The following is a 19,684-nucleotide window of genomic DNA, read 5'->3' on the forward strand; positions in this document are numbered from 1 at the left end:
CATGACTGATAACGAAATTACCGACGTAGGCGTTATGTCAGGCTATGCGTATGGCTCCGCGCCGCTGTCGGCGGATATGCAGTACCTGGAGACCTACACCAGTTCCGCGCTTAACCGGAAGTTAAAAGGTGTGGTGCGCCCCGGCTTTTACCTGGGCTTCTCGCCGGTTGCCGGGACCGGGCTGAATGTTGTCGTCACCTCAAAAGGGGCGGAGGACGGGCAGGGCGCCGCCTCCATTGACGTGAACGCGCACCAGATCACGGTACAGCATCTGGCGGATCTCACGCTGCCGGTAGTGGCGGGCAAAACCACGCGCATTGTCTTGGAGGCGAACTACAAAGTCGGTACTGTGACAGAGCAGGTTAACCGCGATTCCGCCGTTAAGGCCGCGCGCGTCTTTGCGCAGGATCTGTCGGTTGCGCTGGCGCCGAACCAGCTGGAGCTTTGCCGCGTGCTTGTGCCAACCGGCACCACGCAGGTGACGCAGGCAATGATCGTCACGAACTACCGCATCAACCGGCAGGTAGGTATCACGCTCGACTCGGTGAACGACAGCGACGACGAACTGATTGCCGCTAATCTGAAGGGGCTGAAAATCCTGAAGGCCTTGATCGATAACAACATGGTCAGCGCCAACAACGGCTCGGACATTGAGGACAAAGCCCTTTTTCGTCAGAACATCGAACTCGACCAGGTAACCAATGACAAGCAGCTGAAGGCCGCTCAAAACCTGGGGGATCTGCCGGACGTTCCGGAAGCCCGTAAACATCTTGGGCTCGGTACCGCAGCGCTGGCGAACGTCCAGCAATCAGCGACTGATAATACGGCCGGCGCGCTGATGGCCGTGGGGGCATTTGGCCTGGGCGCCGCGTCTGCCGTGCTGGACAGCAAAATCACTTCACTGTCTAACATAGCCGTCACCCGCCTGAATGCCTTCTGGACGCTGAGCGGCAGCTTTACGGACGGTCCGGCTGAGCTTGGTAAAGCGCCACTGGCGCTGAGCGGGCAGCTGATTAACATGCGCCGCAGCTATGATGCCGGCGCGTCGCTGGTGCAGCTGCTGGCCGCGCAGAACGGCACGGTGTATATCCGCACCGCAGGCGGCGGTAACGGCTCCTGGGCGTGGCATGGCCTGACAAGCGGTGCTGATGCAAACGGCTGGCGTAAACAGATGGACACGGCCAGCATGACGCTGACCGATCTGCTGAACCTGGGCGCCGCAAGGGCGGGCTGGAACAACGACATTACCAGCCTGAACAGCCTGACAGATATCAATACGGCAAAGGTAAGGCTGGCAAAGAATCTGGAGGTTAATTCACAGATTCAGGCCGGATTCCGTATCGGTGTGATCCGCTCTGAGCCGTCAACGCCTGTCATGACGTTTGTGCGCACCGATCAGCCTGAAGATACGCCGACGGCGTATGACACCGACGTGATGAACATCTTCGGGCGTCTGGCGTCCACGACGACCGATACCTGGGGCGGAAGGGTGCTCGGCAGTATCACTATCACGAACATGACGCACGGCGGCGGACAGCTTGCGCTCGATGCGCGCGCGCGTTCCGGCGCGACCACGGCGCGCTTTGCTCTCAACAGCGGCGACGGTACCGCCACGCTGCAGGGGTCCGGCGGGCTTTCAGTGCTTGGCGGCGGCGGTCTCCGGTCAGATGGCGCAGGCCTGTTTACGGCTGATGAAATCGCGCTGCAGCTGAAGCCTGCAACCAGAGACAAGGCTTACTACCTGCGCGGGCGTAAGCAGGATAATACGCTGCACTGGTATTTAGGCCAGTCAGTCGATAACACCGATACCGTGACCTGGGGCAATTCGATACCCAATACATGGATCAGCCTCTCTGCCGACGGCACGGGCGATATCAACGTCTCGACAATGAAGTTTCGCGGCGGGGCTTCAGTCGCCGGTAGCCTGACTGTTGCGGCCGGCGCTGACTTTACCGGGCCGGTGACCGTCCTGGCGAAAGGCTCAACTGCCATTGGCGATCTTACCGGTGCGGCGATGGTGGTGAACGGCAGTAATGGTGACGGCAGCCAGGGCATCACCGTTAACAGCTTTTCGCCTGCGCTGGCGCTCATTGATCGCACTACAAATAACCCGTCATATCGCTGGCGAACCTACGGCACTAACCTGCTGCTGGAAGCAGATAACCGGGATAACGGGAAAACGTGGAGTAAGTATTGTGCTGCTTTTGGTTCCAGAGGCCAGCTGTCTGTCGGCCTGGGGGCTGGCGCGTCCGCTTCCCGGCTGCTGACGCTGGGTAACGGTCTCGCCGGCAACGGCAACCTGACTGGCACGACGCAGCTGGTGGCTATGGCGTATGCGAATATTGGCGCAGACGCGACAGAGCGCGCGCTGGGCTTTGGCGCTGAGTTAACGTTTGGCGATGGGAAAACAGCGCATACCCTGAATGACGCGGTGGAGTTTTGGGCGAACTCCGGTACCGTCAACAGCACCACGAAAATCAGCAATTTCTCGTCGTTCCGCGCATACGATAAAACCAGCGCAAATATCCTCTCGGCTGTCGCATTTGACGGGCGCCTGAATGCGCGCGAAGGCGTAACCCGCTGGAACCTTTGCATGCAGGGTACTGCGCCAAACCTTCTGATGGGACAGACGATTGTTGGTGGCATCAGCTATGGCCTGCCTGACAGTTCTTATGCGATGGAAGTCCGGGGCAATCTGAAAAGCGACAGTATCAGTCTTGGCAAGATTGCCGCAGGGGTATTTGCTGATGCTGCGCCGTCTATAAACATTGGTGATGCCGACAGCGGATTCGTTGGCTCTGCTGAAGGCACGATTGACCTTTATCTCAATAATTCAAAGTACATCAGTTTTATCAGTCCAGATGTGCCGCGTGCTGAGCTCAACCTGCAACTGTCCAGCAATATACAAGATAACTACCGTATAACTTATGGTGATGTTGGTTCATTTTTCCGCATAGACGGCGATTATTTCTACCTGCTCTTTACCGATCCAGATGATCAAAAAGGCAGCTTTAATGCTTTAAGACCGGCTTCTTTTAATACCCGCACTGGCGAGGCCGTATTCGGGCATCAGGTCACCATGCGTGGCAACGTAGTCATTAACGCTCATACGAGCCATGTTAAGGATGGAGAAAGCGTCGTACTGAGACCGGCTACGGTTAATCAGGGGTACTGGATTAGAGGTGAAAAATACGACGGTTCAAACCATTGGTATTTAGGTCAGGGTTCAGCTAACTCCGATAATATTGCCTTTACCAATTACATCGGTAATAGCTCGGTGTCCCTACATGATGGTGCTGTTTTTATTGGTGGCTCCGGAGGATTGTATGTTGGTTCTGCACGCGTGGCACTTGACGGCAATGTTTATGGCACGGCATGGGGCGGCTGGCTTTCTACCAAAGTGGTGACTGCTATCCGCCTCGGTTCTGCACGCTCCTCACAGGCGTGGAAGGGGGCCGCGTGGAATGATACTGGTGGGTATGTTTTAACCGCTGCCACGAACGGAAATAGAGATGAATACATTGATTCCATTTATGCCCGCCCCCTTCAGTATTGCGTTAATGGCAGCTGGTATACCGCTTCGTCTATATGAGATATCTAATGAAATTTTCTGAATTTACACCCTATACACCAGAACCAGCGGTTATTACTGATGAATCAACGGATGCGCAAAAAGAAGAAGCCCACTTACTGAGCTCTCTGCTTGAGCGCAATATTGCTTTTACACGTTGTGCCAATAACGTCTGCTGGTATGAGGCGCAGAAACATTTTAAGGAACATACCGTAAAACTCATGGTATGTGCTGACGATCGTATCTGGGCGCTGGATAAAGACGCATCAAAACTCTGGCCGGACGGTTTTTCCGTTACAGAGGTGGATGAAAGCCTGGTACCTGCTGATATTCAGCCCAACGGCGAGTGGGCGTATAAAAATGGCGTTATCGCACCACGCGCACTGCTTCAGGAAGAAATCACGGAGCGCTTCGATAAACAGCGTGATCGTCTTTTAAAAGAGGCGCGGGCAGTAATTACTGAATGGCAGGCGGAATTATCACTGGATATCCTGCCTGATCATGAAAAGGCGCTGCTTGTCCGCTGGCTGAGCTATATCCGGGCACTTAAAGGCATGGAACCGGGGCCGGTTGACAGCGCAGCCTGGCCAGAAGTACCGCCCACCAGCTAACCTCCTCAAAAAACAGCGCCTGCGGGCGCTGTTTTTCTTTACCTCTCTAAATTACAGACTGCTTACCCTCTCGCCACCTGATAACCAGGTACCAAAGGGGGGTATGTGACCGATGTAGAAAAAATGCTCGCGGTTTCGCTTCTCCTGTCCCTGCTGAGTGGCACTGGCGTTTTCCTGCTGGGAGTGCGCGAATACCGGATCAAACCGAACGTATTCAACTTTGTCACTGAGCTGGTGCTGGCGCTGATTACCGGCCTCACGGCCTACTTTTTTGCGCGGCAGCAGGGACTGGACGAAATCGTGATTTACCTCGCCGTGCTGGTGGCGAGCAACAACTGGCGTGAACTTTCAACTGTATTCAAAGAACGACTCATTGCGGCAATAAACGGCGTGCTTGGGTCAAAAGGAGGCCACGGCCAATGATTGATTATCAGAACCTGTTTATTACGGCGATGGCTGCAGCAATGGTGGCGGATCGCTGCGTATTTGCCCGTAAAAAGGTGGAATTGCTGGGGTGTGGTACCGCCGTGGTGCGTGATAACGCGCTGGCGTTCCCGGTCCGGCTTAACATCGCCTGCGCCGGCAAACTGGCGGGCGCAAAAATTGAGTACTGGCTGCGCGACAGCAACGATCCGACGGTGGTTATTTCCGGCAAGCAGCGCACGCTCGACCTCTCGCCCAAAGGTGTGAGCGAGGAATTTCTGCTGATCGACACGCGTTACCTTGAACCGGGTGAATGGCTGCTTACCGTGCGCGTGACGCACGGCAATAGCCGCCTGAACCCGCTTTACCGGATCTTCCCGCTGCAGGACACCATTTCCAGAAAGTACCAGCTGAGCAAGTCAGAGCAGGGGGCATTCCGTGTCGAATCCTAAAGGTTATGTGCTGCTGAATTTTGACGAACTCAACGATAAAGGCCTGGCGAAGCTGAAGAAGGCGATCGCCACCGGCGGCTATGAGATTGCCAAAGTCACCGCCGCCGGCACCGCGCGCAGGAAAGACGGCGTACCGACCAAAACTTTCAGCCTCACTGGTATGGACGAGCAGGTTATGACCGTGCAGGTCAACGACAGCGGCGACATTTCCAGCCTGAAGCTGAACGGCAAAAACGTGCCGTTTACCCACGTCACCACGATCCCTGAGCTCGGGCGCCAGCTGGCCACGCTATTCAGCAAAGGCTCAACGGCTTTTCAGAAAGCCCTGGCGCGCAAGATGGCGCGCGTTGCTGCCACCAGCGATGACACTGCGCAGCCCAAACGCGGCGTGAAATCCTCGGTGCAGCTGCTGGCCGAAGTGCGCCAGCAGCGTGACGCCTATAAGTCAGGCATCGCGGAAACCAAAGCGAAGGTGGAGCAGCTGACGCGCAGCGCGGATGAAGCGCAGAAAAGCGCGGACAGCCTGCAGACAGAGCTTAATCAGGAGCAGGCACTGACACGGCAGCTTAAAGAGCAGATCGCCCAACTGGAGGAGGCAGCGTAATGAGTGAGATCCTTAAAAACCGTATGGTGCTGGACTTCCAGCGCCGCACGCAGGGCGCAGAGCTGGCGCAGGCGGTGTATGACGGCCTGATGACCGGCAGCAGCGCGGACATGATGCTGGAAAGCGCCACTATCGACGATATCGATCACGCCTACCTGGGTGAAGAAAGCGTGTTACCGGGCGCGATGTTTGAGGCGATCAGCACGGAGCGTATGCGCCTGGCGCAGACCATGCGCGCATTTGTGAAGGCGCTGAACCGTGGCCTGAACGGCACCGACATTACCGCCGGGACCGACGACGCCGGCGCGGACACGACCGGGCAGAAAACCGTGGGCGGCGCGGTGATCGGCAAAGTGCGCCGCGTGGCCAGCATTCTGGTTCTGAGCGCGCTTATCCCGTTATCCGACGGGCAAACCGTGTCGCTGGTGTTCCACTCACCGACCGCGGACAACGGCAAGATCCGTAATCAGGACACGCTGGTAGCCTTCCAGTTCCTGATCAACAAGCGCGACGTGACGCACATCGTTGCGCCGATTGGCGGGCGTGACGTGTCGCTGCAGCAGGTGACGCAGGCGCTTTCCAACCTGATCGAGAAGAACAGCGGCAAATTTACGAAGCAGAAGGACGCACAGGCGAAGCTGCGCGCGGAAGTGGAAACCACGCAGGCTGAGACCGATCAGCTGGCAGAGCAGCAGTCAGCGCTGCTGGAGCAGGTGGACACTCAGACCGCACGCGCGCAGCAGATGCAGGGCAATGAGCAGACGCTGCGCGGCAAACTCGCCAGCCAGAAACAGCTGAATGCCGACCTTACCGGGCAGCTGGCCGCGCTGCAGCAGGCAAAAGCCAGCGAGCCGGAAAACACGGACACTTTCAGCGATCGCACTATTCAGGTTAAAGCGCGCCTGAACATGGACGGGCAGGCCACGCTGAGCAACGGCGCGACGGTTCGTTATCACGTCGATGACCAGAACGGCGAACTGGAAGGCAAAGTGATCATCACAGAAGCCGACGGCACCACGTATGAAATGCCTTCTAAATCCAGCCAGGGTGCGGAGATGGGTAAAACGGCAACAAAGATGCTGAAAGCATACCGCACCGGCGCGGCGGCAAAGTACCGCGTTGCTGCTGAGCCAGCCCCGGCGCCGGAACCCGCGCCACAGCCGGAACCAGAGCCAGTACCAGAGCCACAGCCGGAACCTGAGCCAGCACCAGCCCCTGAGCCACAGCCGGAACCCGTTACGCCGGCAACCGTCTGGCGCTATGCGCTGGTTAACCGTCCTGCAGGTATTGGGGCGGTACCGCCGAACTTTGCCGCCGTGGCGGATCAGCCAGCAGCAGGCGAGCCGTACAGCGGCGTTGCCCGTAACGGCATCATTTCCTATGACCGTCCGCTGACTGACAAAGAGATTGCTGACTTTGAGCTGAAGCTGATCCCGACGCATGCGGATCTCGATGCGCTGGCCGCAACCGTGGCGGAGAAAATGAGCGACTACGCCGCGCAGTATCTGGAAATGTCAGAAGAAGATCCGGACACCTACGCCAAACAGGTGCGCATGGTGGCCCGTAAGCAGCTGACCGGCGTGGCATATCCGGAAGGGGAAGATGAGGCCTATTTCACGGGCGCTATCAAAGCCGCGCTGCAGCAGCTGGCAGCAGGCGAAGGAGAAGAGACCAACGTGACTGACGATCGTGAAACTACAGACCCGTTCTGGATTGCTGCTAAACGCCTGGGCGACTTGGTGGGCTGGGCGCCTGACCTGGTAAACGCCTGGGCTGAGACGCTGGGCTATGGCAGTGAGCAGCTGAAGCAGGCGGCGGACTACGTGGAAGCTAATCAGAGTCCTGAATATCTGAAGGCAGCACAAACCGCGATGATCACCGGCAAGCGTATTCCGCTGGTGGAGGAACTGAACACCCCGGTACCGGCACCACAACCAGAACCACAGCCAAATCCTGAGCCTGAGCCAGCCCCACAGCCGGAACCGGAGCCCGTGCCGGAAGCAGACTCTGAAGCGCAGAAGGCGATCGATTACCTGCAGGGGCTGACCTCACTTGATACCGACGACATGGACGTGATCCGCGCCGGCCGCAATCAGGTGCGCGAGGCGATTGCCGCGCTGACGGCTGCAGGCGTGTTTGATGAAAACGAAGCGCTGGTGAACGGCGCGGTGCAGCACCTGAGCGATCTGCTGGTGGCCGTGCAGCGTAAAGGGGTAGCAGCATGACGTTAACCGCCCTTGAAAAGCTGGATTTAGCCGACCAGCTGGACGAACTGATTATCAAAGCCCCGACGGTAAAGGGGCTGGACCTTCTGGATCTTAATGACCAGATGGAAGCAATCATGCTGCAGTTGGGTTATGGCGCAGCGCCGGCACCAGCCACCAGCGCTCCCGATCCGGTACCGGAGCCAGCGCCCGCCCCGGCGCCGGAACCGGAGCCACAGCCGGACCCTGTTAAAGAAGATCAGCCTGTCCCGGAAGTGGTTAAAGACTTTCTGGCCGGGAAATTCACGAATCAGGCACAGCTGGATTTTGTGGAGACGCTGCGCAAAGTCGGTGACTACATCGGCGTTTATCTGGCGCTGGACGACGCGAAAGAGCAAACCGCCAGCTGGATAGCCGCCAGCGGCCTCGCAGCTTAATCAGCAACCCCGTTTCGGCGGGGTTTTTTATTACCGGGATCACAATGCTTAACGAGAAATTAAAGAGCCTGCTGGGCGACGCCGGCAGCATATTTGCCCTGATTGGGCTCGTGGGTTCACTGCGCAAAACAGAGACCCAAACCGGGCGATCATCCTACGTCGTGACGGGCAAAGGTCAGGAAGTGAAAACTGCGTTTAAGGTAGTGGATGCCCGCGACCTGATTATCTCAAACAACCTCGACGGTACCATTAATCCGGCGTTCCCGGCAGAGCTGCAGCCGCGCGACCGCACGCGCCTGACCAGTAAAGTGCAGGTTTCAAAAATTGCGGGCAACCTGCGGCCGGCGAAGCTGACCGATTCCGGCATGAGCAGCCACGGCGCGCCAATCGTGGGCGCGGATAACGTGGTGGAGTCAGGCAACGGGCGCTCAATGGGGATCACGCGCGCCTATGAGCAGGGGCAGGCCGATGAATACCGCCAGTACCTGATTGAGCACGCGAAAGACTATGGCCTGAAGGCGTCGGATATCGCGCAGATGGATATGCCCGTGCTGGTGCGCGAGCGCCTGACGGACGTTGACCGGGCGCAGTTTGCGAAGGATTCCAACCTCTCCGATCTGCAGGAAATGGCGGCGAGCGAAAAGGCGTTTGTGGATGCGGAAATGCTCGACGAACGCCTGATGGCCATCTTCAATCCGTCCGATGACGGCAACCTGCTGGCGCGCTCAAATGACGGCTTTATCCGGGCATTCATGAAAGAGATAGGCGACACGGCAACAGCAGGCCTGCTGACCGACGACGGGCGCCCGACAAAGCAGCTGATTGACCGCATTCAGAATGCGATCTTTGCCCGCGCCTATAAGGATGAACGGCTGGTAAAGCTGGTATCTGAGGAACCCGATCCGGATATGCGCAACATCCTGACGGCGCTTAATACCGCGGCCAGTGAGTTTGCGCAGATGCAGACGCTCTCCGGAGACGTTCACCGCCAGGCGGTTACCGGGCTGGTGGACGGCGTGCAATCGGTGAACGGGCTGGATCAGCAGGCGATAGCCGCGCTGCAGGAGGCGATTAAGCTGGTGCGCCAGGAGAAGGACAGCGGTCAGGCGATACAGGAAGTGCTGGCGCAGCAGGGGCTCTTTGAGGAGGCCAGTAAAGAGGCCGAAGCCCTGGCGCTGTTTATCGTGGCCAACAACCGCAGCGCGAAGCGGATCGGCACAGCGTTTAAAAAGATGGCGCAGAAGATCAACGACGAACTGTTACACCAGCAGCAGGCGCTGGGGGATATGTTCGGCGGCGGTGAGCTGACGCTTAATGACGTGCTGACGGCGGTATCAGGAGAAATTGAGGAGGAATTTGGCGAAGGTAAGGGGTTAAACTTTGCCATGTTTGAGTCTGTCTGCACGCCTGCAACGAACTAATTCAGCTGGCTCATAATATGTCAGCTCAGACTTGAGCTGACGGTTTTCACTGGCTGCACATCATTAAATCTAACCGTCTGCTTTGAGCGACAAGCGGACGTTGCATTGCCATTTCAATTTTATAATACATTCGTATTGATATTACTGGAAATTGGAATACAATTGTATTTTTATTGATTGAGGATTGCCTCATGTCTTGGATCTATATCTTAACTGGCGGCCTGCTTGAAATCGGCTTCACAACCTGTATGCGTTACACAGACGGCTTTAGGAACGTTCCCTGGACACTGGCCTTCCTTGCTTGCATCGCTGGCAGCATGTTCTTTCTTGAAATGGGTACACGGAATATCCCTATAGGTACTGCGTATGCCGTCTGGACCGGTATCGGCGCACTTGGCACCGTACTTATCGGCATGATCTGGTATCACGAGCCAGCCACGCTTATCAGGCTGCTGCTGATCCTGGTGCTGGTTGGGTCAGTAGCCGGGCTTAAGCTCACTTCCGGTCACTGATACGGCTAGCTACAGAGAGGATTTATTATGGGAAGAAAGCAGACTATTGACAGAGAAGCAGTGTTAGATGCGGCTGAAGATGTGGTTTCTGAACACGGTGCGGCGGGCCTGACAATAGACGCCGTAGCGAAAGCAGCTGGCATAACAAAGGGGGGCGTTCAGTCCTGCTTTGGTAACAAGGAGTCAATGATTGAAGCAATGCTTATGCGCTGGGGAAACCGTTACGACGCACAGGTAGCAATGCTGAAGGGGAAATCAGACAGCCCGTTTGATGCGCTGAAAGCGCATTTGCAGACAACCATCAGTGATACAGACAACAGCTCCTCTCGCTCTGCCGTTCTGCTCTCAGCGCTACTGCAGTCTCCTGATTATCTGGGATGGATAAAAACCTGGTATGCATCGCGTCAGGCAGAATTTGTTACCGGGCAGGATAAAGCAGGTGATATGCAAAGGATAGCGTTTCTGGCAACAGAAGGGCTCTTTTTTCTGCGCTATTTCAGGCTGATGGAATTCAGTCCGGACGAATGGGAACAAAATGCAGCTGCTATAGAGCGCCTTCTTACCCAGATTAAAAAATAACTTATATGTGAACAGGGTCGTTCAGATGGCCCGGTGTTCCTGAAACAGATTGCAGGTCTCGGATGCGTAGCTTTAAAACCATTATGACGGCGCAGTTTTTATCTTCGCTGGCTGACAACGCACTTTTCGTCATTGCGGTGGAACTGCTTCGTACACGCGGGGCATCTGAATGGCAGGGTCCCGCACTGGTTCCCATTTTTGCCTTGTTCTATGTCGCGCTGGCACCTGTTTCAGGTGTGGTGGCAGACGCCTGGCCAAAGGGCCGCGTCATGTTCGCCAGTAATGCCATCAAAATTGCCGGCTGCATGATGATGCTTGCCGGTGTTAACCCTCTGCTGGCTTATGCCATCGTCGGTTTTGGGGCAGCGCTATATTCTCCGGCGAAATACGGAATTATCACCGAGCTGCTGCCCGCGTCCGGGCTTGTGAGAGCTAATGGCTGGATAGAGGGGCTGACCATTATTTCTATTATTGCGGGTGTAACGGGTGGGGGACTCCTGATATCAGGTACCACTATGAATATCTACAGCGCGATCGGACTGCTGCCAGCTCCAGAGCAGCATGATAGCGCTCTGATATCTTGCCTGCTGGTTGCGCTGGTATACAGCGGTGCCGCGATGGCCAATCTTTACATTCCACGAACCGGTGCGTTAATGCATCCACTGCCGGGCAGTTTCAGGGTGCTGCTTTCCGATTTCAGAGCGTGTAACAAGTTATTGTGGCGGGATAAGCTTGGTCAGATGACTCTTGCCACTACGACGCTTTTCTGGGGCATAAGCGGCAACCTTCGCTATCTCGTTCTGACATGGGCCGCTGTCGCGCTGGGATACAGTGTTACCGGCGCATCCGTTCTGATGGGTGCAGTCGCTGTAGGTACGGCCTTAGGTGCGCTTGCTGCCTCAGTAAACACAAGGCTTGACCAGGCTCCGCGCTTTATTCCACTGGGTGCACTGATGGGGTTTCTGTTACTGGTCCTTACGCTGGTAAGCGAAAAGTGGCAAGCGGTAACGATCCTGATCGCCCTTGGCGGCATTGGCGGTTATCTGCTGGTTCCGATGAACGCATTACTGCAGCATCGCGGCCACCATCTTATGGGAGCAGGACGATCGATTGCCGTTCAGAATTTTAACGAGCAGGCCTGCATTCTTGCGATTGGCGTGCTGTACAGTCTAGCAGCAGGACAAGGTATCAATATATTCGTCATTATTTCAGCCTTCAGCATAGCCATTATGGTTTCAATGTTTTTCATTGGTTTCAGATTCAGGATGAACCTGAATCAGCATACCCGTGAGGTTATTGGACAGCTTAGGGCTGCACGTACCGGACAAAATCAACGGGCAGCAAATAAGCACTAACGATGGTTCAACCGTAAATCTGAGAGGAAAGAGTATGTCTGACAAAAACAGTAAGTATCTCGCTTTTTCAGGTATTCCTACGTTCTGGCGCACAGAAGAAAGCCGGGATCTGAGTGGTGCCGATATTGTCGTTATGGGGGTGCCATTTGACTGTGGCGTAAGCAATCGTCCAGGCGCACGTTTTGGCGCGCAGGCTATACGTCAGATGTCTCTTCATACCGGTAATTTCTGCCATCCCTGGGATTATGATGTGCGCGAAAAGCTGAGGGTTATTGATTACGGCGATGTCGGGATGAGCGTAGGCGGGAATGCAACGTCTTACATGATTGAAGATACTTTCCATCACGCCAGCAAAATTTTTAACAGCGGTGCGCTCCTGTTTACGCTCGGCGGCGATCACACTATTCCATATGGCCTGGTGCGTGCCGCAAAAGAAAAATATGGCAGAATTGCGCTGGTCCACTTTGACAGTCATCAGGACTCACTGGACGGCGAAAACGGAAAAGAAATATTCCACGGCACGTTTTCTCATGATCTTGCCGCAGAAGGTACGGTCGATGCGTCTCGGTCGACGCAGGTGTTTATCCGCACCGATATGCCAAACGAAAACGGTTATAACATACTGTATGCTAAAGATACTTTTTATCTTCAGCCTTCAGAAGTAGCAGAAAAAATCCGCCAGAATGCCGGTAATGCACCTGTTTATATTACCTTTGATGTTGATGGTATCGATCCTGCTTATACACCCGGTACCGGTACACCTGTACCTGGAGGACCCAGCACGGCTTATGTGCGCGAGGTGCTGCGGCATCTGGAGGGCCTGAACGTGATTGGCGGAGATATTGTTGAAGTTTCGCCGCAATATGACAGTGGTGAAGTGACAGCGCTTGCTGCGGGTGTTATTGCCGGAGACATCATCCAGCTGATGGCGAGAAAAAGGCTTGCAGATAAACAATAAAGCTCTGTAGTTAATCTGCGAATTTCTGAACAGGTAAAGGTTATGACATATATAACTCCAGAAAACATTGCACTGTTTTTTGATTTATCAGTAATTGGTACAGCACTTATTACCATTGTAATAATGCTGGAGAATCACCGCTATTTTCTAAGTGCTATCAGCATTTTCATCTGGCTGACAACTTCCGTTATTTCCTATCTCTACCTGAAAGAATTGTCACTGGTAGTCATTATGCTTGGCGCATTAGCAGTGGTCCTGGGAACAGCACTTTACCTGGTCAGGTCTACCCTTCCGTTAGGCCATGAGCAAGAGCGCGGTAACTACTAAATTTAATGTCCGCTTGTGGCACAGAGCGGACTATAAGTGCTTAATGCCCGCTATGAGCTAACACACAACGGCCTCACTATGTGGCCTTTCTTCCCACCGCAAATTACAAACTCCATACAGTCCCGCTCTCAATCATTACAGAGTGGTATCACAATGGAGCAATCCGCAAACCGTAAAGCCTTTGGCGACATGCTGGCGTTCTCAGAAGGCACCAGTACTCACCCGTTAACCCGCATGCGTGGCTATGACGTTATCGTGACCGGGCTGGGCGACAAGCTGGGCGAAATCTTCACCGACTTCACCGATCACCCGTTCACAAATCGCAGCCCGAAAAAACTCAATAAGCATGGTCTGGCCTCGACTGCAGCAGGGCGCTATCAGCAGCTTTACCGCTACTGGCCGGTCTACAAAAAACAGCTGAAACTGCCCGACTTCAGCCCCGCGTCACAGGAGCGCTTGCTTGACCAGCTGCTGAAAGAGCAGGGCGCGTATGCCGACGTCCACGCCGGACGAATCCGCACGGCCATTGGCAAAACCAACGATATTTGGGCGTCGCTCACCGGCTCGCCATATGGTCAGAAAACGCACGCTATCGAAACGCTGCTGACTGCCTATCGTGATGCTGGTGGCACAGTTACCGATTAAGCGCCTCTGAACCCTTCCGGGATCGCGTAGTTATCGTGCTTCAGACCGTCGCCAGCGAAATCACCCGTCTGGCGGCGGCTTTCTGGTTTCCGGCCTGCAGCTGCTTTGGGCTTAAACGTGGATTTAATATAGCCGTAGACCTTGTGCATCAACTGGCCGTTGCGCTGGTATGCCTCTGCGCGGCGCTCTTTGTCTGCTGCTGCTGATCCTGCTGCCAAGCTTTGCAGTGATTCCTGATAAATCCCGAATTTTTTCTCTGGCGCTGATGGCTCTGACGCAATCTCTTTCGATTCCGAAATTGCTGACTCACTGTATTGTGTTTCTCTTGTTCTGGAGAGATCTCTTACTTCTTGTTGGTCATTTTGACCAGGGGTAGCCTGTTCATTCTGACCAGGGGTAGCGAGGGTGAAATTTAATTTTGAGAAGGTGTCAGCAACGATTCTCCGGACGAGGCTCTGACGCCCCGCAGGCTGAAGATTAGCCGCTTTAAGTTCAGCCAGACTTGCCTCTACAAAAGCCAGTGCTTTGCTGGTGAACGTGTACTTGCTGGGCTTACTCCATTTATGGTTGTTTTTGCAGCGCTGCTCCTCATGAGTGAGGATGCCGAGTTTCACTGCCAGGCGATATGCGCGCTGTACGGTAGAAACGCTCACGCCTGCTTCTTCTGCCAGGGTGCTGAGGGATTTGATGATCTCAAATCTGGACGTAGAGCACGCCAAATTACACGCGAATTTCAGTACGCGAGTGAGGGATTTTGGAAGAGGTGAAAGCTCAATAACGTGGGTAAAATCATACCCGGTAATTCGTACAGGATTTTGCTTATTATCTGAGCGATGCAAGGGAAAAGAGTTGCCGTGATCGCTGTTTTTAGCTACCATAATCTCTACTTACTCCTTGTAAGTATTTACCTTGTTTGTGTAGTACGGCGCAATGCCGTTGTGGCGCTAACCACATAAAGTTGTAGAAAAATCGACTGTGTCCAGCAGGCGATTTTTTTTTGTTCTGACCAGGCTTGCCGGCTTGGTCAGAGCGCGGATAATAAACTTGATCAGCTTAAGGATCAAGATTAAGGTTTTTCTTAATTTTAGAGAAACCATAACCGCGCCCTTCACCGGGCGCGGTATCTCCTCCCTAATTTATTTCCCTGTTGTAATCCAGAACAGCGGTCCTTCTTCTGCAGTCGTACTCTTTTTTTGCGGCAGAGCATGCTGTTTTCCTGCGCCCATAGGCAGTGAAGCAGTTGCTTTTGCTCCGATAGATTCCAGCATGGACGCAACAATCATCGCATCTTCCGGCGTGTCCATCCGGCACAGCGCAGCAGTCTGCTCTTTACTGAAAAACAGCGGCATGTTGGCCAGCGCCTCTTTCATAATTTTACGACGGGACTTTGCCACGTTGCCGGCGCTCTCAATCATCAGGTTGGCGCTGCGCAGCCGATCTTCCAACTCCAGCCGCTTGCCGTGCTCGATGTGTAGCGCCGATTCCAGCAGTGACGCGTCTCCCGACTCAAACATTGCCGCCTGGCCGCGCATACTTTCAAAGTGCTGAAAAATGTCCGCTGCCTGATTCTCCGAATACCCTTTTTCCACCAGCCCTGCGCAAATCATACTTTCACGATCGCTGGCGGACTCCAGCATTGCTGAGGCGTTATCCAAGCTGATGTAGTTAGGGAAAGTCACGTAATCAAAGCCGTGAAGGCTGTTGACTCTGGAGACCGCGCTATCATCGCCGCCGGTCGCCCATGACCAGCCACCGGCGCGGGAACGGCTCATGCCGTCAACGATGTTGCCCGGATCGGTGTCCAGAATCTCTTGAACGTGGGTGACTACGCCGTTATCGTCCAGGCTCACTTCAAGCGTCCGGTTAGAAGGCACGTTTTCGATCGTCACCGGCTTACCATCCACCATGACAACGGCAAATTCCGGCAGGTTCAGCCGTCCGGTTTTCGCATAGTAGGCGGCGCGTCGCCCGTGGCCGTAGTAGCCGAACATTTCCCCCAGCTGAATACGTTCCTGCGTTTCCGGGCTGCTGAACGTTTCCCGGACCGAGCGCAGCAGGTAATTGCGATCGTTTTGCGGCGTGAAACGACGAATTTTATCAATGAGTGAAAAACGATCCGTTACCGTGCGGAGTGCTTTCATATTGTCCTCATAACTCCAATGAATGCCCCGCAAAGCGGCGGCAGCGCTGGCGGTTGTCAGCGCGGACTGATGGTAGAAAGGTTGTAATTTGCGTAGGTAACTTTTCTTGATCCATGCGTGGATCTAATGACCAGTGGATAATTTCACATTAGACATATTGTATTTATCAGTGCGGTGGATATAGTGTGCGCGCCGCTGCAAAACAGCGGTCGGGATTGGAACCCTGTAAAAGCACGAGAGCTGGCACATAGTGCCTTCGGCGCTACCACGTCCGGATTATTCCGGGCGTATCTATGGTGGCGTTGGTGGGGCTACCTTCGGGTAGGCCGGTTTTCTTGTGCGCCGGTAGTTCCAACCCTGTCAACGTCACCACCCGGAGATTGGAACCTCCTGTAGTGACGCTTCTTTAAGCACAGGGAGCACACCATGCCTGATATCCCTCGCGCGACATCCCCTGCAGCGCACACTTTCGCTTATGCCATGTTAACCATCAGTCAGAACAGTGACGCCATTTGCCGCCGTGCAAAGTGGGGCGATACGGCTTACCACGTATCCATACTGCCTGATGCTGACGACCAGATTCAGTACGTTTTCATGAATGACGTCGGGACACTGAATTTCTACTGTCCATCACCTGAAGATATGCTTTCTGCTGACTGGCAGGTTATCGCGCTCTCAGACTGACTGCATAAGTGAAAAATTTATCTAATCAGATGGTCTGACCACAAACCTGTTTTGCTTACAGATTGTTGCTGTAGTGGATTATCACCTTTGTCAAAAACGAGCAAAGATGCAAATTTTCTGAGCATAAACTGGTATTGATGTCAGAAATATTGAGTGATTTAGCATCTCAGGTCACATGAATAAATTTCACTCAGGATGATGTGGTTTTTTTAAGCGGGTGTTTTCCTAATGCTTCCGATTTATTATGCGCAGTACTGATAAACGAAGCAGTAAAAATCATGAGCTTATTGATTGTATACTGTTGAAAGAAACATTTTAATCCCCCCGTTTAAGGGCTGAGCATTAATTTAGTGCGATAAAAAGTGCTTCTTTAAATTTAATTAATGATGTTATTTTCTGTTAACGCAAGTAAGTTAATGTGTTGACGGAATTAAATAAATATCACGTAGCTTTTGCGGAAACTTTCCCGCGTAAATTTACGCTGAAAAGTTTCATATTCAACATGGAAGTTTTATGCACACAGCAAGAGGATGAAGCATGTATAAGGCTATGAAGTTTTACGTCAGCGACCATTTCCCGTCCGGGTTGCTCCTGCACCGCATAGACTGCCCGCAACTGCCTTCCATTGAGGAGCGCACCTTTATCGGCAGTTGCTATACGCTGAATCAGGCGCTGACCGTAGCCGGCATGCATTTTTCAGGGGTGAAGGTTTGTCCGTTCTGTATCATCAAGCCTGACGAAAAAGAGGGGCAGGAAGAAATTCTGGTCCTAAATACCCCGAAGAAACCTAAAAAAACTGCCGAGCCAAAAGTATTCAGACCGGTAAAACATATGGATAACAAATAACGGCAGGGCAATTAATCATCCCGGAGCGCAGATATATTTTCCTTCAGTTTTTATATCTGCTTTAGATGACTGGATTCATCAAGCCGCACACTCCCCTGTGAATTTGTGTGCGGCCTTTTTAGTTTTTCCGGAAACTAACTTTCCGGTCTGACAACATACCGGGCAAACGCCACCAGCTCCTCATGCGTCCAGCTGGCCGGATCGTCGCCGTCGGGCGCTGACTCGTTCATCATGCTGCCGTTCTCTTCTTCCTGCGCGTCGGCCTTGTCGCGGCTTTTGCTGAACTCCGCCAGCATTTTATCCAGCGTACCGCCGTCCATCTTCAGCTGATCGCTGAACAGGAAGCGCATGAACGTGTCATTCTCCGCCAGCTTGTTGTTGGCCTGCAGCGCGTCCATGACCTGCACCATGAGCGTAATGAAGTTGGCGCGCGCGTCCATTTCACGGCTTTCTTCTTCCTGAATTGCCGTGTTCATGGAGTTAAACTGCACGACGTAGGGCCGGTCATTCTCCGGGTATACCTTGCCGTATTTGAACGCCAGGTGAATATCTATGAGCCGGTAAATCATCTCCTGCGCGCCCTGGCGGAGCCACTGCGCCCGCAGCGCCGCCTGAATGGCCGTCTGAATCCAGCCACCTTCCCCCAGCCCGCCTGCCATCTGATCCGCCCAGCCCAGCATCGTTGAATCAATACCGAGCGCGGCGCACAGCTGGCGCAGGTGAAACATCACGTCCTCGATGCCGGTAATGTCCGCGGGTATCGACTGCGTATCAATCGTGATCCCGTTTTTACCATCCCCCATAACCGGGATCACATGGTTCATCACGGTTGGCATGGTGTTCCCGTTCACCGCCTTTTTCTGCAGCGCCTCGCCGTGGCGTTTGAGCGTCTGCGATACGGTGCGGGTGTAGTTGGCGCCTACAACCGGATCGAGCGAGTTGGTGGTGAGCGCAATCAGGCGGTCAATTTTGGCGGCGTTGTAGCGCGTGGCCTTCAGCGCATTCAGCGCGCCCGTCAGATTGAGGAACGGCTCGTAGGCGTGCGCGAGGAAGCTGGTTCCGTAGTTCTGCGTCTCCGCGATTTCCTTATCCTCCTCCTCAGTCAGCAGAGAATAGCCCCGGTTGCCGGATGTGACCGGCTGCACGTTGCGTGTGGGTGTCCAGTAAGGGTTTTTCATGGGTACCAGAGACCACGGCGAAGAAAGCGTGCGCGTATGCGTATCGGGTGACAGCACGTAATCCCCTCCGAAGCCCACCAGCTGATCGCCCTTATAAAACTCCTGCACAAAGTAGGGCAGCGAGTAATAGCTGTTTTCCAGGCTGGTGATCCCGCTGCCGGTCCGGGCATAAGGACGCACGTAGGAGACGCCAAAAATCGCCATAGTCATAGCCAGCGATGGCAAATGTTTATTGATCATCGCCCCCAAATCATCCTGCAGCTCTTTTGCGCGCGCCGCGCCTTCTTTGTCCGACGGGTCAACCGGGGCAATGCAGAACGCCAGCCCGGTCTTTTTGTCCGGCGCGAGCGCGTGGCCAATGTGGATATTTAGCGCGGCGGAGCAGGTTGGACTGTTAGCCATTTCCTCAAGAATGGCGTAGCGCTGCAGCCGGTCCAGCGGCAGCTCTGCGCCGAGGTACAGGCTGTCGCCGGCCGTGGTCATTTCACCTGCCTTACCTTCCTGATATGCCAGTGCTGCCAGCCCGGATCGGGACACCACAACGTTATGTCCGTTAGTCCACGCAAGTGAATCAGGCACGTCGGCGGTTGAGCCTCTGAATGCCTGCCTGAGTGCGCCGAGTACAGAAAGCGCCTTGTTTCTTTTAGCCAATGTATAGTGTCCTTTTTACAAACCCTTAGAATTTATATAACCATAACCGCTTTATGCAATCCGGGGAAAATTCACACAGTGGAAA

General features: G+C 54.3%; 19 protein-coding genes. 16 read left to right on the forward strand and 3 right to left on the reverse strand.

Annotated elements, in window-relative coordinates:
- The first annotated feature begins 1 nt into the window (after position 1).
- From F3J39_RS17780 to F3J39_RS17860, 14 genes are all read left to right on the forward strand, one after another.
- On the forward strand, positions 2 to 3,592 hold the full coding sequence (locus F3J39_RS17780; RefSeq protein WP_166714506.1) for a hypothetical protein: 3,591 nt from the start codon (positions 2 to 4) through the stop codon (positions 3,590 to 3,592).
- An 8-nt stretch (positions 3,593 to 3,600) separates the two neighbouring features.
- Positions 3,601 to 4,182, forward strand: coding sequence for a tail fiber assembly protein (locus tag F3J39_RS17785; RefSeq protein WP_166714507.1), 582 nt, complete (start codon positions 3,601 to 3,603; stop codon positions 4,180 to 4,182).
- 105 nt (positions 4,183 to 4,287) lie between these two features.
- Positions 4,288 to 4,605, forward strand: a complete 318-nt coding sequence (locus F3J39_RS17790) for a holin (protein WP_166714508.1) — start codon at positions 4,288 to 4,290, stop codon at positions 4,603 to 4,605.
- Entirely contained in the window at positions 4,602 to 5,057 is a 456-nt protein-coding gene (locus F3J39_RS17795; protein ID WP_166714509.1) for a lysis protein, read from the forward strand. Before F3J39_RS17790 ends, F3J39_RS17795 begins: the two co-directional genes overlap by 4 nt.
- On the forward strand, positions 5,044 to 5,661 hold the full coding sequence (locus F3J39_RS17800) for a hypothetical protein (RefSeq protein ID WP_166714510.1): 618 nt from the start codon (positions 5,044 to 5,046) through the stop codon (positions 5,659 to 5,661). Before F3J39_RS17795 ends, F3J39_RS17800 begins: the two co-directional genes overlap by 14 nt.
- Complete coding sequence (locus tag F3J39_RS18785) at positions 5,661 to 7,886, forward strand: hypothetical protein (protein WP_211049790.1); 2,226 nt, start codon at positions 5,661 to 5,663, stop codon at positions 7,884 to 7,886. The genes F3J39_RS17800 and F3J39_RS18785 overlap by 1 nt, the downstream gene beginning before the upstream one ends.
- Complete coding sequence (locus tag F3J39_RS17825) at positions 7,883 to 8,302, forward strand: ddrA (RefSeq protein WP_145339941.1); 420 nt, start codon at positions 7,883 to 7,885, stop codon at positions 8,300 to 8,302. The genes F3J39_RS18785 and F3J39_RS17825 overlap by 4 nt, the downstream gene beginning before the upstream one ends.
- 44 nt (positions 8,303 to 8,346) lie before the next feature.
- Positions 8,347 to 9,723 carry a hypothetical protein gene (locus F3J39_RS17830; RefSeq protein ID WP_166714511.1) on the forward strand — a complete coding sequence of 459 codons (1,377 nt, stop codon included), beginning with the start codon at positions 8,347 to 8,349 and terminating at the stop codon, positions 9,721 to 9,723.
- Between the two features lie 191 nt (positions 9,724 to 9,914).
- Positions 9,915 to 10,235, forward strand: coding sequence for a multidrug efflux SMR transporter (locus F3J39_RS17835; RefSeq protein WP_166714512.1), 321 nt, complete (start codon positions 9,915 to 9,917; stop codon positions 10,233 to 10,235).
- Positions 10,236 to 10,262: 27 nt separating this feature from the next.
- Complete coding sequence (locus tag F3J39_RS17840; RefSeq protein WP_166714513.1) at positions 10,263 to 10,814, forward strand: TetR/AcrR family transcriptional regulator; 552 nt, start codon at positions 10,263 to 10,265, stop codon at positions 10,812 to 10,814.
- 62 nt (positions 10,815 to 10,876) lie between these two features.
- Positions 10,877 to 12,169: a lysophospholipid transporter LplT gene (lplT, locus tag F3J39_RS17845; RefSeq protein WP_166714514.1), complete on the forward strand. Its 1,293-nt coding sequence runs from the start codon at positions 10,877 to 10,879 to the stop codon at positions 12,167 to 12,169.
- A 34-nt stretch (positions 12,170 to 12,203) separates the two neighbouring features.
- Positions 12,204 to 13,127 (forward strand): agmatinase, encoded by a 924-nt coding sequence (gene speB, locus F3J39_RS17850; RefSeq protein WP_166714515.1) that lies wholly within the window; start codon positions 12,204 to 12,206, stop codon positions 13,125 to 13,127.
- Positions 13,128 to 13,169: 42 nt separating this feature from the next.
- The gene (locus tag F3J39_RS17855; RefSeq protein WP_166714516.1) at positions 13,170 to 13,454 is read left to right on the forward strand and encodes a hypothetical protein; all 285 of its coding nucleotides are present in this window, start codon (positions 13,170 to 13,172) and stop codon (positions 13,452 to 13,454) included.
- 153 nt (positions 13,455 to 13,607) lie between these two features.
- Positions 13,608 to 14,099: a glycoside hydrolase family 104 protein gene (locus tag F3J39_RS17860; protein WP_166714517.1), complete on the forward strand. Its 492-nt coding sequence runs from the start codon at positions 13,608 to 13,610 to the stop codon at positions 14,097 to 14,099.
- On the opposite strand, the gene F3J39_RS17865 is transcribed toward F3J39_RS17860, so the two are convergent.
- Both F3J39_RS17865 and F3J39_RS17870 read right to left on the reverse strand, forming a co-directional pair.
- Positions 14,096 to 14,977: a hypothetical protein gene (locus tag F3J39_RS17865; protein WP_166714518.1), complete on the reverse strand. Its 882-nt coding sequence runs from the start codon at positions 14,975 to 14,977 to the stop codon at positions 14,096 to 14,098. The genes F3J39_RS17860 and F3J39_RS17865 overlap by 4 nt on opposite strands.
- A gap of 258 nt (positions 14,978 to 15,235) precedes the next feature.
- On the reverse strand, positions 15,236 to 16,240 hold the full coding sequence (locus tag F3J39_RS17870; protein WP_166714519.1) for a head processing protein: 1,005 nt from the start codon (positions 16,238 to 16,240) through the stop codon (positions 15,236 to 15,238).
- A 426-nt stretch (positions 16,241 to 16,666) separates the two neighbouring features.
- On the opposite strand from F3J39_RS17870, the gene F3J39_RS17880 reads away from it, so the two are divergent.
- Positions 16,667 to 16,924 (forward strand): hypothetical protein, encoded by a 258-nt coding sequence (locus F3J39_RS17880; protein ID WP_166714520.1) that lies wholly within the window; start codon positions 16,667 to 16,669, stop codon positions 16,922 to 16,924.
- Between the two features lie 549 nt (positions 16,925 to 17,473).
- Entirely contained in the window at positions 17,474 to 17,770 is a 297-nt protein-coding gene (locus F3J39_RS17885; protein WP_247648284.1) for a hypothetical protein, read from the forward strand.
- A 134-nt stretch (positions 17,771 to 17,904) separates the two neighbouring features.
- Here F3J39_RS17885 and F3J39_RS17890 read toward each other — a convergent pair whose 3' ends face one another.
- Positions 17,905 to 19,599 (reverse strand): phage portal protein, encoded by a 1,695-nt coding sequence (locus tag F3J39_RS17890; protein ID WP_166714522.1) that lies wholly within the window; start codon positions 19,597 to 19,599, stop codon positions 17,905 to 17,907.
- Positions 19,600 to 19,684 lie beyond the last annotated feature (85 nt).

The organism is Pantoea sp. Acro-807 (assembly GCF_011752675.1).
In the GTDB taxonomy this organism is placed as follows: domain Bacteria; phylum Pseudomonadota; class Gammaproteobacteria; order Enterobacterales; family Enterobacteriaceae; genus Pantoea; species Pantoea eucrina.